The following is a 14295-nucleotide window of genomic DNA, read 5'->3' as shown; positions in this document are numbered from 1 at the left end:
CAGCTGTTATTCTAACCACATAAATTGTATGCAATTTAATTGTGCTGATCGTATAGATCGCATTCCTATCGTATGGCATCGCATCGAGAGAGAGGAGACCCGACATGGAGAATAACGCGCTGCTCGAGCTGGACAATCAGCTTTGTTTTGCCCTCTATGCCTGCGCGCGCGAGGTGACGAAGCTGTACCGTCCGTTCCTGGACGAGCTTGGCATTACGTATACGCAGTATGTCACCTTGCTTGCCCTGTGGGAGAAGGACGAGGTGCCGGTCAAGGAGCTGGGCCGGCGGCTGTACCTCGATTCCGGCACGCTGACGCCGCTGCTTAAGAAGCTCGAGAGCATGAAGCTGCTTCGCAGGGACCGCGATCCGCAGGACGAACGGAGCGTCATCGTCAGGCTGACGGACGACGGCCGGGCACTGAAAGAGCGGGCGGCGGTTATCCCGGAGCGCGTCTTCTGCCAGACGAGCCTATCGCCGGAGGAGATCGCTTCGCTGCGGGGGCAATTGCAGCAATTGACGGCCGACGTGCATACCCGTTCCTGCGAAGGTTCGCGGGATTGAACGAACGGCAAGTTTCCCCGCATGGCAGCGGACATGCAGAGTGATAAGTTAGAGTAATAAATTCGTGCAAGCCGTTCGTTGGCGGCATCGCGCGGGCATTGGCGGCGAAGCAACGAAGAGAACCCTGAATGCCGCTGTAGGTAAGCGGTTTTCAGGGTTCTTTGTTATTCGGCCGGGAGGCAACGGATACGCGGGACTGTTTCGTTTACATGGAAACGGTCCGTGCCTATCCCGGGCACATCGAGCTCCCAAAGCTGCTGAATTGCACAAATTCGCATCGGTTCTGCTCCTCGAGCGCTCAAAAGCTGCAGTACTGCACAAATTCGCTCTGCTTCAGCTCCGTGAGCGCTCAAAAGCTGCAGTACTGCACAAATTTCGCATTGGTTCTGCTCCTCGAGTGCTCAAAAGCTGCTGAATTGCACAAATTCGCTCTGCTTCAGCTGCGTGAGCGCTCAAAAGCTGCTGAATTGCACAAATTCGCTTCGTCTCAACTCCTCGAGCGTTCCAAAGTGCTGTTCTGCACAAATCCTGGCCCGTTTTCGGCTCCTCCAGCCCCCTGATTTGTTGCAATGCACGTCGGCACATGCGCATTAACTCCCGACGGTGGAGCGAGAAAAAACCAGGCGGAAGCATGAGCTCCCGCCTGGTCTTGCCGCGCTCGTCAGCAGGCGAGGCGTCGCCGGCCGTAACCTTCGAGAATCAGTTCTTCACGTAAACCCGGAAATAATCGAGGCTGAACTTAGCCGGGAACGTGCTGGCCGTCGGATTGCTGTTGCTGCCCCCGCCGGTAGCGAGATTGATGAGCACCTGCGGCGCCGGACCGTACCAATCGAAATTCGTGCCTTTGACCAAGGTGCCGTCCACCCACTTCTGGATCTCGCCTTCCTTCCAGACGAGCGTGTACAGATGATAGTCGGCCGAGAAATCCGTTCCCGGATGCCAGACCCATTGGTTGGTCATGATGTTGTAGTAGTTGGCGCCGACGCCGCTGCCATGGTCGTAACCCGTCCAGTCGTAATGGTTCTGCGTCGGGGATTGGAAGAACTCGAAAATATCGATTTCGGATGAGGTCGAACCCGTCCCGCCGGGCGAATACATCCAGAAGGCCGGCCATGTGCCGATGCCGTTCGGAATCTTAGCCCGCAGCTGGAAGATGTACGTCTTCCCGTTCGACGGATAGAAGGTTTCCTTCGTCGTGATCTGTCCGCTGCTGATGCCGCCGTCATACACGCCGCCGAGATTCGGCGTAGCGGTCAAGTCGAGCGAGTTCGCGGTCAGCACATGGTTGGTGGCGTTGATCGGCTGATATCGCTGCCACTCGCCGTTGATAACGGTCGTGCCGGCGATGCCGTACGCGTTGAACGAGTTGGACAGCGCAGTAAGGCTGTTTACGTTCTTGGACGTGCCGAACGAGTAGTCTTTGTAGAGCGTATAGCCGGCAAGGCTAGGTCCTTGCGACGTAACCGGCGTCGTTCCGTCGGAGACGATAAGCTGCGGAGCGCTGGAGCCTTCCTTGGTCGAAAAGGTCACTTCGCTGCCCGCGGTCCCCTTCAGGATGAGCGAATACGTGCCGTTCGCCGTAACCAGCCCGCCTACGTTGAACGCGTAGGTCTTGCCGGCCTCGAAGGTGATATTCTTGGACTCGAGCAGGCTGCCGACGGCTGGCAGGTTGACCCAAGTCAGCGTAGATTCCGTCCATGTATTGTTTCCGGTGCCCGCGTAAGCGCCGATCGTCGCCGTCCCGCCCGTCACGCATTTTACTTTCAGAATGGCGCTCGAGATGGTCCCCGCGCCGCTGACGGCGAATTTGAAGTAGGCTTTCTTATCCTGGCTGCTTAACACGTTGACGACGGGGTCCGTATACGTCATCGAACTCGTTCCCCACATCCACGAATCGTCCGAAGCGTTGAAGGATAACGATTTGGCATTGGCTTGCGTGCCCCAGGCGACGAAGAGAACCGCTGCCATGATGGCGGCCAAGAATAAATGCAGGGTCGGTTTCATGCGAATTGTCATTTTGATTCCTCCTATAGGGGATTAGTTATCGTCGGCTTGCGCTGTTGCAGCTGACCTCCTTCCCTAGGGAATGTGAATTCATCCCGGCGAAATCGTTCGATTCGTCGAAGACAGCGCTAGTATACGATGGATTTCCCTGCGAGTCTGCCGCTTGTTATGACTTAAATGCCGTTTTTGTGACCGATACCGGCCGATTGCTTCGGCCGAGGTTGCATGGGCGGCCGCCCAAGCTGCATCAGAGCGCGGCAGGAGCCTGCTTGCATTTCGGAATGATTAGAGTTATTATGGATTCCTAAAGTCTATAACAGGAGGTGCGGCATGAAATATTCCCAAGCGACGGACTACGCGCTTCATGCGATGCTGTATCTGGTGACGGCAGCTCCCGACAAGCCCGTCGGCGTGCAATTGCTGGCAGAAAAGCTGGGCGTGTCGCAGACATACCTGTCCAAGATGATGACCAAGCTTGTGAAGGCCGGTCTTATTCAGTCCGCAACGGGCGCGAACGGGGGCTATCGTCTCCGCCGGAAGCAGGAGGATATCTCTTTCTTGGATATCATCCATGCGATCGAAGGGACCGCCTCCTTGTTCGAATGCAGCATGGACCACGGAAGCGAGTGCCTGATTCAGCAGGTTGTCATGGAATCCGAACGTCAGATGGAGCAGTATTTGGGGAACAAGAAGATAGCGGATGTGGCGAAGCTCATGCAAGCTAAGTAATCGGCTGTCTTTTTTTGAAGTAATTAGGGACATAAAGAGTCTATTATGTCTTTAATAATAAATGAGAATCATAAAAAGGAGAATGAGGATGAAATACGATTGCGTCATCATCGGCGGAGGGCCTGCGGGCTTGAGCGCCGCTCTTGTACTAGGCAGGGCAAGGAAGAAGGTAGCGGTAATCGACGAAGGGAAGCCGCGCAACCGGGTCACCGGAGAGATGCACGGGTTTCTGACGCGGGATCCAATCGCTCCAAGCGAATTCAGACGAATCGCGCGGGAACAGATCCTCGCTTACCCGACCGTCAGCTTCGTCGCGGATACCGCGGTATCGATTGCGGGAACGGATGGCGATTTCCGCATTACGACCGCGGGGGGAGAGAGCTATCGGAGCAGGAAGCTGCTCTTCGCGGCAGGCATGAAGGACCTCCCGCTTACGATCGAAGGCCTCGCCGACGTCTACGGCAAAAGCGCCTTCGTCTGCCCGTATTGCGACGGTTGGGAACACCGGGATCAGCCGCTTGTCGTCATCTCGAGCGGGGCGGATGCGCTGCATATGGCCAAGTTGATCGCCGGCTGGACCAACCGGTTCACGATCTGCACGAATGGTTCGGGCGACATGACGGAGGCGCATCGCGAGGAACTGAGCCAGCGTGGAATACCTGTATTCGACGCCCCGATCCGGTCCGTCGATTCCGAAGGCGGAATCGTCCATCAGGTCGTTCTGACCGACGGAACGACCGTTCCGTGCACCGGGATCTTTTTCCGAACGACGCTCGTCCCAGGATCGGACCTGCCGCGGGCGATCGGCTGCGAGATCGCGGAAGCGGGAACCGTCGTCGTCGATCCCTTCGGCAAGACGAACGTTCCGGGCGTCTTCAGCGCCGGAGATGCGGCAACGCGGATGCATCAGGCGATTGCGGCGGCTTCGCTCGGTTCGATGGCCGCGGCGGCCATTAACGGGGAGCTGAGCGAAGAAGCTTGGAGTCATTTCACGCAAGCACCGCACTAAGCGATGGATTCGACCACAAAAACAGCGGTCGCCTCGGATACGATGTTCGTGTCCGGGGCGGCCGCTGTTTTTGATGATGAGCGCCGAGTGCCTGCCAATGCGCTCATGCCTCCCACCACGTCAAGTTAATGAAGCAGGAAAGCGTGCCGGCGACGCTGAGCGCGCCGCTAACCGTCATGGAGAGGCTCTGGTTCGGCGGTACGATGATGCCGCCGCCGAAGCCTAGGCTGAACATGCCCGGATCCAGCGGGAAGCTCAGGAAGTTCGTACCGGCGCTAATGACGCTCGTGGAGGACCTTGCGGTCATGACGCTTGCCGCGGCGCTGCCGAATAGGGTATTGACCGGCGTCAGCGTCGAAGGGGAAGCGATCGTGCCGCCGCGCGCGACGACCAGGGAACCGCTGAAGCTCGAGAGCAGGCTGAGCCCGACGCCGACGCCCCCTGCCATGTTCGAGACATAGAGCGAACGGCCGCTGCCCGATGGATTCGTAAGCTGCATGGACGCAATGACGGAACCGCCGAGTATGCCGAGCGAGGAGGACGTGGTAAAGGTTGTGGCGAACTCCCTGGCATTCACGGTCGCATCGTTGTCCGGCGGAGCGACCACGCCCGGCGCGGCATACGTGTTGACGAGCTTTCCGAAGAAATTGCTGTTGCTTTGGTCGAAAATAAAATGATTGGGCATGCGTTACGCCTCCCACCACGTCAGATTGATCGAGCCCGTCAGGGCGCCGGTGCCGAGCGCGACGGAGAGCGTCTGATTCGCCTGCACGATAAGCCCGCCCCCGAAGTCGACCACGTACATGCCGGCCGTGATCTGCATGGCCATGACGGTCGTCGGCGTACCCCCGAGCGTGCCGGCGTTCTGCCTGGTCGTCGCGACGGTTGCCGTGGCGCTGCCGAGCAGGGCGTTGACCGGAGCCGGGGTCGTGCCGCCCGTGATCGTGCCGCCGGAGAAGACCGTCAGCGCGGCTGCGGCCGATGCGCCCCCGGAAATGCGGGACAGGTACAGTTTCTTGGCGCTGCCGGACGGGTTCGCGGCTTGCAGCAGCAGCGAGGTGCCGCCGCCGACGGCAACGCTGCCGGTGCTCAATAGGAAGAGCGCGCCGCTCTTGGCGGCGTCTAGCTCGGGAATTCCGTTGATGCCAGGCGAGGTGAAGACGTTATTTTGCTGCATATAGACGGGGTTATGTTCGGTATTAAATACATTGAAGTTGTTCATGCAGCACCTCGATCGGACTGGGGTGGCTCTGCCTTGAACAGGGAGCCTCTGCTGCATTATATGGGACGGGAGGGCCTGCCCGCCTTGGGGGAACATGGATTTTGCGCAAAAGGGGCCAGTAGACCCGCGGACACATGCCGTTTCCATGAATTGGATAGGGACATAAAGTAAATGAGCGTTAACCAAGGGGAAGATGACATGAGCAAAAAGACGCGCCACTGTCTCCGCAAGGGAAGGAGCTGCCTTCCCCCGCGTTGCAAAAAGAACGGAGAGTCGAAGAAACCCTGCGGAAGCAATCGCAAGCCGGCGAGTCCTTTTTTCTCGGAGCAGGTGTTTGCGGATATTTCCACGACGGATGATTTTATCGCCCTGCCTCCCCAGGACACCTCGAATAAAAGCGTGTATTCGTATGCGGTCGTGAATAAAGGGAGCGAGCCCGTGCTTGCGCAGGTGGAGATCGGGCCTAATGGCCGGGACTACACGATCGACGTGGAGGAGGTCGTGCCGACCGGAGCAACGGCGGTCGTCGTGCCGGCAAGATTTCAACGCTTTACGAGGCTACTGGTGAGATCCCTGAACGTGGGCAAGCCGACGGGGGTAACGGTTTACTTCCAATCGCAGCGAGCCAGATGAATGGACGGAACAGCAAGAGGCTACGAACTATTCTGTTGAAAGTAGAGTGAGGAACGATGCCGAATTTTTCAGCCTTTAATCCGAATCCCGACAAGCTGCGCACTTTAATATTCGGGCAGGACGAGACGTTGACGCCGCAGCCGGTAGCAACGGATACGGCCGGTCATATACTGAATATTATTTTGGACGGCACCATCAGTAACGTCTCGATTTCGGGCGGTACGGTGACGGTCGGTACGATCGACAATATTTTGAACGGAACGATTACCAGCGTGCTCGGCGCGACGATTACGGCGGGAACGTTGACGAGCGTGTTGGGTGCGACGATTACGGCAGGAACGTTGACGAACCTGCTGGACGGTACGATCACGAGCGTCATGGGAGCGACGATCACGGCCGGTACGGTGGCGATTTCGGGCGGTACGGTGACGGTCGGCACGATAACGAACCTGCTGGATGGAACGCTGACCAATGTAATGGGAGCGACGATCACGGCGGGAACGCTGACGAGCGTGCTCGGGGCAACGATTACGGCCGGTACATTGACGAACTTGCTGGACGGAACGTTAACGAGCGTGCTTGGCGCGACGATTACAGCGGGAACGTTGACGAACTTGCTGGACGGAACGTTAACGAGCGTGCTCGGAGCAACGATCACGGCAGGAACGTTGACGAACTTGCTGAACGGTACGATCACGAGCGTCATGGGAGCAACGATCACGGCCGGAACGGTGGCGATTTCGGGCGGTACGGTGACGGTGGGCACGATTGATAATTTGTTGGACGGTACATTGACGAGCGTGCTCGGGGCAACGATTACGGCAGGAACGTTGACGAACTTGCTGGACGGAACGTTAACGAGCGTACTTGGCGCGACGATTACGGCAGGAACACTGACCAACTTGCTGAACGGTACCATCACGAGCGTCATGGGAGCAACGATTACGGCCGGTACGGTAGCGATTTCGGGCGGTACGGTGACGGTGGGCACGATTGATAATTTGTTGGATGGTACATTGACGAGCGTGCTTGGCGCGACGATTACAGCGGGAACGTTGACGAACTTGTTGGACGGAACGTTAACGAGCGTACTTGGCGCGACGATTACAGCGGGGACATTGACGAGCGTGCTTGGAGCAACGATTACGGCAGGAACTCTGACGAACCTATTGAACGGTACCATCACGAGTGTGATGGGAGCAACGATCACGGCCGGTACGGTAGCCATTTCTGGTGGTACGGTGACCGTGGGAACGGTAACGAACCTGCTGGATGGAACGTTGACCAGCGTGCTTGGCGCGACGATTACGGCAGGAACGTTGACCAACTTGCTGAACGGTACCATCACGAGCGTCATGGGAGCAACGATTACAGCCGGTACGGTAGCCATTTCCGGTGGTACGGTGACGGTGGGAACAGTCACGAACCTGCTGGATGGAACGTTGACCAGCGTGCTTGGCGCGACGATTACGGCAGGAACGTTGACGAACCTGCTGAACGGTACCATAACCAGCGTCATGGGAGCAACGATTACGGGAGGTACGCTGAGCAGCGTGACCTCGATCTCGCAAAAGAGCTTCGTCGAGCAAGCGAACACCGCGCTCGTAACGGCGAATGCATTCACGGCGCTCAACCCGGTGACGACCAGCGTGCTCGGCACGTACTCCTTCTTCGTCTACAACCGCGGTCCAGGCACGAATAGAGCGGACGCCCGGGTGGAAATCAGCGCCGACGGCACCAACTGGTACGCTGACGTCGACACGTCGACGGGCATTGCCGCCGGCAGCGTGGATGTGCTCGTACCGCAGCGGTTCCTGAAGTATACGCGGCTGGCTTATCGCTCGTCCGCTGCTGGAAGCTCGACGACCATCGACGTCTACTTCAACGCACAAGGCACTTAATATGGGAGCGTGATTCCATGCTGCTCGGCATTCATATCCTGGCATGCAACGAAGAAGAGGTTCTTGGCCGCTGCCTAAGCAGCGTACAGGGGCTTGCGGATGAAATGGTCGTTACGGACACCGGTTCCATCGACAGGACCGTCGACATCGCAGCAGCTTTTGGAGCCAGGGTTGTCCGAGCGGCGTGGGAGGACGACTTTGCCGCGGCGCGTAACGCAGGGCTGGAAGCATCGCGTACGATCTGGGTGCTGGCGCTGGATGCGGACGAATGGCTGGATACCGGCATGGACCGGTCCGGACTTCGGAGCCTGCTGCGCGGAGCAGCGGGAGACGCGTTCTCGGTCAATATCGCGAACCGCTACGGCCGTCAGGAAGGCGAGATCATGAGACATGATGCGGTGCGCCTCTTCCGGACGGATTGCGGGTTGCGGTATGCCGGACTTATTCACGAGCAGCTCGTCCGTCCGGGCGAGGTGCAGCATGCGGTCGACGGCCCGTCCAGCGGGCTGCTTTTACAGCATGACGGCTACTTGCCTGAGATCATGACGCGCAAAGCGAAAGCAGAGCGCAATCTCCGCTTGATCGGCAAAGCGCTCCAGCAGGAGCCTGACCATCCGTTCCACCTATACAATAAGGGCGTGACGCTCTGCCAGTTGAACAAGCCAAAGGATGCCGCAGCGGCATTTGCTTTGGCTTCTTTGTTTGCGCCGGCGGATGCGCCTTACCGGGCGATGCTTCTTCGCGATCGGGCGAAAGCGCTGCTCGCGTTGGGCGATGCGGACGCTGCTTCGGCACTGCTGTATCGCGAAGTGGACCGATACGCCGACCATCCGGACATCCAGCTCGTATACGGCGATAGTCTAATGGCTCAGCGCCGCGTTCTGGATGCGCGCGGCGCCTATGAGGCGGCGCTGGCAGCAGGCGAAGCCGCGCGCGGCACCGTAAGTGAGGCGGGCGCGGGAACTTACCGCGCCCGCTGCGGGCTTGCGGCGGCGGAGGCCGCGCTTGGTCGCGGCGAGCATGCGCTGCGCTTGTACGCGGCGGCGGCTTCGGAAGCGCCGCGTTACAGCCCGGCCTTGGCGGGCTGGGCGGAGCAGCTGCAGGCCGCGGGCGAGCGCGACGAAGCCATTGCGGCTGCGCTGGCTTCGTGCCTGGGCGAAGCGGCGCCGGGGGATGCGGCGCTGCTGGCCCGGGTGCTCGGCGGCATCGGCGGGCATGCCGCCGCGCTGCCGTTCTGGCGCGAGGCCGGACCGCTCGCGCCGGAGGATACCCGCGCCTATGCGGCCTGCCTCGCCGGCGCGGGGGATGCGGGCGCCGCCCGGGCGCTGCTGCTGGCCGCGCTCGGAGCGCGGGAAGAGACAGAGCCCGCTATAGCGCCAATGGAACTTCAGCGGGAGACCGCGGTCGGCTATTGCGTAGATGCCGCCTTGTATGGCTGGGACTCCGGCCAGCCCATGGGCGGCGCGCTTCGTGAACGGCTTGCCGCCGAGAACAAGGAGCTGCTGCAGCTGTTCGCTGCCGTGGAACGCTACGCGGCCCCGTTCGCGGCCCTTCGCGCGGTGAGGACGGAAGGCATGAATACGACGCTGCCGGGCTGGGTCTCTTTCCTGGAGTTTCTGTCGCAACGTTCGCTCGAGCTTGGCTTGATACGGCTTGCGGGCAGGCTGTCACAGGCAGCTCCGGCGCTCGAGGATCGGCACGCCGCGCTGCTGTACGCGCACGGCTATGCCCAAGCGGCAGCGGGGCGCCTGCTTCGGGCAATGGAGAAGCGGCCGCTTCGGGCGGAGGAAAGCTTCGCTTTCGGAGAGCTCCTGATGCTGAAGGGGCTGTACAGCGAGGCCCTCGGGATGTTCGAGGAAGCGGCCGCGGAAGAAGAGATACGGACGCGCGCGCAGCTGGGAGCTGCCTTTTGCTCGCTGGCGGTTGCGCGCGAGGCGCTGCTGCCATGGGCGGGAAGCGCGACGGCGTCTTACGGCGGCGGCTGGCCGCTCGCGGATCTCGAACAGCTGCAGCTCGCGATGATGCAGACGGAAGCGACGGGCTGGCGGACGCCTTGGACCGCCGCGCAAAGGAGGCGCATGAACGTTGGCGAATAAGACGAAGCTCATTACGCTCTGCATGATCGTGAAGAACGAAGAGCGCGATCTGCCCCGATGTCTCCGAAGCGCGAAAGGGATCGCGGATCAAATCGTCGTCGTGGATACCGGCTCTACCGACGGTACGGTGGAGATGGCCCGCAAATTCGGCGCGGCGGTCGTGCGCAGCGAATGGACGGAGGATTTTGCCGGCGCCAGAAATAAAGGACTGGTCCACGCGGAGGGCGAGTGGATTCTGTTTCTCGATGCCGACGAGGAGCTGGATGCCGGCACGCGGGAGCAGCTGCGGACGCTGGCGCAGCACCGGGAGATCACGGGGTATTTCCTGAACGTATGGAATTACTCCGGGGACGGCGGCGACGGGGCGACGATCAATCCGGTGCTGCGCATGTTCCGCAACGACCGGAGATACCGTTTCGAGGGCCGGATTCATGAGCAGATCGCGGCGCCGATCATGCGGCATACGCCGCAGGCGCGGTTTCATCTCAGCGACGTGATCATCCACCATTACGGCTATCGGCGCGAGGTCGTGGCGGCCAAGGACAAAGTGAACCGCAACCGGACGCTGCTCGAGCTGGCGATACAAGAAGAGCCGGACAATCGGTTCAACTGGTATAACCTTGGGGTCGAGTATTTTCGCGCTGGCGAGGTGGGGGAGGCGCTGTCGGCGTTCCGGCGGGCTCGGGACGGGATTGATTACGCGTCGGTCAGCTATGCCCACCTGTTGGTGAAGCATGAAACGAGCTGCCTGCAGGTGCTTCGCCGCTGGGAAGAAGCGCTTCGCAGCGCGGAGGAAGGATTGATCTGGTACGCGGAATATCCGGATTTGCAGCATGCCCGGGGCGTAAGTCTGGCCGCGCTCGGCCGCAGACGGCAGGCAGCCGAGGCATTCGCCGCCGCGCTCGCGATCGGCAAGGCGCCCGCGCTCTATCATACGGAAGACGGCATGGGCACCTACCAATCGGCCTATTGGCTCGGCACGATGCACGAGGCGGAGCAGGATATGGAGACGGCCGCGCATTGGTATACGGAAGCGGTGCGGCATAAGAGCAGTCTGCTCGCGCCGTTGTACCGGCTCTGCCGCATGATGAACGTGTCCTCGGTGCCGGAGAGGCTGGCGGCATTCATCGAAACGCGGTTTACGCTGGCGTCGCCTCGGGCGGTCGATAAGCTTGCGGGCATCCTGCTCGACTGCGGCTGTCATGAAGCACTGCGGTTATGGCTGGGCAAATGGGCGGAGCGAGCGGATGAGGGGGAACGTGCGGTTTTGCAGCCTTGGCTGGGCCTGGCGGGCGTGCATGCGCGACTGGCTGGGGAAGCGAACCAGGGCCGGGCTGCCGGGAGTGACGCGGCTTTCGGGAAGATGGGTACAGGTACCGATGACGGAGAGCAATTCGTCGAGCCAAGCAGGAAGGCGAATGCGGCTTCGGCGGGCGGGTCTGCCGGCGCGGCCGAAAGCCGGCTTGCGGGATGGCGGGCGACCATGGATTGGCTTCTGCCGGGTAGGGAAGTAGAGGCTGAGGCGGAGATGAAAGTAGAGACGGAAACAGAGATGAAAGTAGAGACAGAGATAGGGGGAAAAGCGGAAGCAAGGATAGAGAGAGGTGCGAGGACGAGGAGAGACGGGGCCGAGAGGGAGCCCGAGTTTGAGAGAGGGAGAGATTTAGAGACAGGGGAAGAGAAGAAACGAAAGACAAGGGTAGAGCCGAAAGCAGAGAGGGAAACGGGGCCAGGGGCAGAGACGGAAGCAGAGACAGGGGTAGAGACCGAAGCAGAGACAGGAGTAGAAACGAAAGTAGAGACGAAAACAGAGACGGAAGTAGAGACAACGGAAGAGATAGAGGCTGTGGAAAAGATAGATATAGAGACAGACGTCGAGAACGAGATTGAGTCAGGGATGGAGACAATAATAGAGGCTATCGTAATGACAAAAACATTAACAGAGACAGAGACAGAAACAGAAACAGGGACAGAGACGACAGAGAGAAAGAATGAGGCAGGGGTAGCGACCGTGGCAGGGCCGGAACCTCAGTCCGAGACTGCTGAGCCCGTCCCGTCCGCCGTGCGCGAGTGGCTGCCGTTCTTGCTGGCCGGCGGTGCAGGCGGGCCGGAGTCTAAGCAGCGCATTCGAAGCGCGGTCGGCATGCTGCTTAGCGGCAAGCCTTCCGACAGCGGAGAGGCCGGAGCGGACACGGCTGCCGTGCGCGAGGGCGTCCGCGCCGGCGCGAGAGCGGTATGCGCGCTGGCTGACCGGCATTTGGCCGCCGCGCAGCAATCCGCGAAGCATGCGCAGGCGGTGCAGAGCATTAGACTGGCATTGCCTGTCAGGGGGTGAGCGCCTGTGACCTTCATGGGACAAGAAGCGGCGAACGGCGTTGATGACGGTAACGGCTTCGCCGGCGGACCGCTTCCGGTATCGCTGTGCATGATCGTGCGGAACGAAGGCCGCTTCTTGGCGGATTGCCTGCGCTCGGCTGCTGCTTTCGTGACCGAGATGATCGTTGTCGACACCGGTTCGACCGACGGGACGGCGGCGATTGCGGAGGCTGGCGGCGCGAGGGTGATCCATACGGCGTGGACGGATGATTTTGCCGCGGTCCGCAATTTGTCGCTGGCCGCTGCTTCGCAGTCGTGGATTCTCGTGCTGGATGCCGACGAACAGTTGATTGTAACGGACGCGGCCGCGTGGCAGGCGCTGCTTGCGGATACGGCCAAACAAGGATATTTTGTCCAGGTGATCAGCCGGGTCGGAAGCGGCGCGCATGCGGGCACGGTGACGGATGCCGTTTGCCGACTGTTCCGCCGCGACGAGCGGATTCGTTTTCGAGGTTTGGTGCACGAAGAGGCAGCCTCCGCGATAGGCGAAGCGTTCGGAGCCGAGGCGGTAGGCTATGCGGCGGGCTTGGAAATTCGGCATGAAGGGTATCGCGACGACGTCATCGCGGAGCGGGACAAGTTCGCGCGCAACAGGCGTCTGCTCGAGCGCGCGCTTGAAGCGGCCCCCGATAATCCAGGGCTGAGGTACGCTGCGGGCGCAGAGCTGTTCGCGTGCGGCGATTACGCTGCGGCGCTTGTTTGGCTGGAGCCGCTTGCCGAGCTGGCGCATGATCCCGGCTACGGATCGGATCTGCTGCTGAAGGTCGTTCACGCCTGCCGGGCTGTGGGACGTCTGGGAGATGCTGCGCGGTATGCGGCGATTTGTACGAAGAGGCATGCTGATTTTGCGGATGCGCATGAAGCGAGGTCCGAGGTGCTGCTTGCGCTTGACGAGCCTGTATCCGCGCTGCGCTGCATCGATGAAGCGCTGCGGGCGGGACCGGCTCCGATCTGGTTCTCGACTGCGGCAGGGGCGGGGACTTATCGCGCCTTTGGCTTGGCGGGGGCTGCACTGGAGCGGATGTATCGTTTCCGCGAAGCTGCCGAAGCTTATGTCTCGGCCATCGCGCTGCGGCCGGATTATGCACCGGCATGGCAAAGGCTGCTCCTGCTTGGCCGGCTGGATGTTTCGCTGCGGCCGTTGTGGCTGAAAGCGGCTGAAGGTGCTGCACTGCGGCATGGTGGGATTCGCGAAGCGGCAGGGGGCGAGAAGAGAGTCGAGACCGGTCTGGGGGCTGAAGCCGGGAAAAAGACAGGCATGGCTGCGCGGTTGTCTTGGTTGGGAGACGGTTTCGCCGAGTGGCTGCTCGATCTCCGGCTGCCGGAGGAAGCGGCGGCGCTGTGGTCGCGCGCCCATGGCGGCGCTGAGCGTCTTCAACATGAAGGAACCTCGCCTGGCGCACTGGCCGAGGGGATATGGCTGGTTCAGCGGGGAGAAGCGGAGCGAGGACGGCAGGTTTGGGAAGCCGCCTATGACGCCGGAAACGCAGATGCGGAGCGGCTGGCGCTGTATGGTTTTGCCTTGGCGCTGGGCGAAGGGGATACCGAGCGTGCGCGCATAGCGCTGGAGCAGCAGCCGGGCGGCGCGTTCCAAGCCGCCGCCCGGGCGGCGCTCGCGGCCTTCGCGGGCGCGGAGCGCGCGATGCCGCAGGATGCGGCGAGCGGCGCCATTGCCCGGGCGCTGCTCCGCCTCGGGGCCGTGCCCGCATGGCTGCGCCTCCATGCGGCTGCGGCCCCCGCGGCTCCGGCGCGGACGATCCTC

11 protein-coding genes are annotated in these 14295 nt (G+C 61.0%); 8 read left to right on the top strand and 3 right to left on the bottom strand.

The genetic code is table 11. The features are described from left to right. The first annotated feature begins 104 nt into the window (after window positions 1-104). Complete coding sequence (locus tag GT003_RS31745; RefSeq protein WP_161705672.1) at window positions 105-563, top strand: MarR family winged helix-turn-helix transcriptional regulator; 459 nt, start codon at window positions 105-107, stop codon at window positions 561-563. 699 nt (window positions 564-1262) lie between these two features. Here GT003_RS31745 and GT003_RS31740 read toward each other — a convergent pair. Further along, window positions 1263-2579, bottom strand: a complete 1317-nt coding sequence (locus GT003_RS31740; protein WP_161705670.1) for a glycoside hydrolase family 16 protein — start codon at window positions 2577-2579, stop codon at window positions 1263-1265. Between the two features lie 318 nt (window positions 2580-2897). On the opposite strand from GT003_RS31740, the gene GT003_RS31735 reads away from it, so the two are divergent. Both GT003_RS31735 and GT003_RS31730 read left to right on the top strand, forming a co-directional pair. Further along, window positions 2898-3296 carry an RrF2 family transcriptional regulator gene (locus GT003_RS31735; protein ID WP_161705668.1) on the top strand — a complete coding sequence of 133 codons (399 nt, stop codon included), beginning with the start codon at window positions 2898-2900 and terminating at the stop codon, window positions 3294-3296. A gap of 88 nt (window positions 3297-3384) precedes the next feature. After that, entirely contained in the window at window positions 3385-4305 is a 921-nt protein-coding gene (locus GT003_RS31730; protein WP_239565916.1) for an NAD(P)/FAD-dependent oxidoreductase, read from the top strand. 103 nt (window positions 4306-4408) lie between these two features. Here the strand turns inward: GT003_RS31730 and GT003_RS31725 are convergent, their stop codons facing one another. Continuing rightward, window positions 4409-4990, bottom strand: a complete 582-nt coding sequence (locus tag GT003_RS31725) for a hypothetical protein (RefSeq protein ID WP_161705664.1) — start codon at window positions 4988-4990, stop codon at window positions 4409-4411. Window positions 4991-4993: 3 nt separating this feature from the next. Next, window positions 4994-5527 carry a hypothetical protein gene (locus GT003_RS31720; protein WP_161705662.1) on the bottom strand — a complete coding sequence of 178 codons (534 nt, stop codon included), beginning with the start codon at window positions 5525-5527 and terminating at the stop codon, window positions 4994-4996. A 198-nt stretch (window positions 5528-5725) separates the two neighbouring features. Between GT003_RS31720 and GT003_RS31715 the strand changes: the two genes are divergently transcribed. The 5 genes from GT003_RS31715 to GT003_RS31690 all read left to right on the top strand — a co-directional run. Next, a complete protein-coding gene (locus GT003_RS31715; RefSeq protein ID WP_161705660.1) occupies window positions 5726-6160 on the top strand; it encodes a DUF6385 domain-containing protein in 435 nt (144 codons plus the stop codon). Between the two features lie 56 nt (window positions 6161-6216). Continuing rightward, window positions 6217-8061: a DUF6385 domain-containing protein gene (locus GT003_RS32770; protein ID WP_239565915.1), complete on the top strand. Its 1845-nt coding sequence runs from the start codon at window positions 6217-6219 to the stop codon at window positions 8059-8061. Between the two features lie 17 nt (window positions 8062-8078). After that, window positions 8079-10157 (top strand): glycosyltransferase family 2 protein, encoded by a 2079-nt coding sequence (locus GT003_RS31700; RefSeq protein WP_161705658.1) that lies wholly within the window; start codon window positions 8079-8081, stop codon window positions 10155-10157. Continuing rightward, window positions 10147-12492 carry a tetratricopeptide repeat-containing glycosyltransferase family 2 protein gene (locus GT003_RS31695; RefSeq protein WP_161705656.1) on the top strand — a complete coding sequence of 782 codons (2346 nt, stop codon included), beginning with the start codon at window positions 10147-10149 and terminating at the stop codon, window positions 12490-12492. Before GT003_RS31700 ends, GT003_RS31695 begins: the two co-directional genes overlap by 11 nt. A 15-nt stretch (window positions 12493-12507) precedes the next feature. Continuing rightward, window positions 12508-14295 (top strand): glycosyltransferase (locus GT003_RS31690; RefSeq protein ID WP_249043592.1); only part of this gene is annotated, 1788 nt, incomplete at its 3' end.

The sequence above is a fragment of the Paenibacillus sacheonensis genome (genome assembly GCF_009909195.1).
Lineage (GTDB): Bacteria > Bacillota > Bacilli > Paenibacillales > Paenibacillaceae > Paenibacillus_Z > Paenibacillus_Z sacheonensis.
This window is presented reverse-complemented; position numbering and strand designations above follow the sequence as displayed.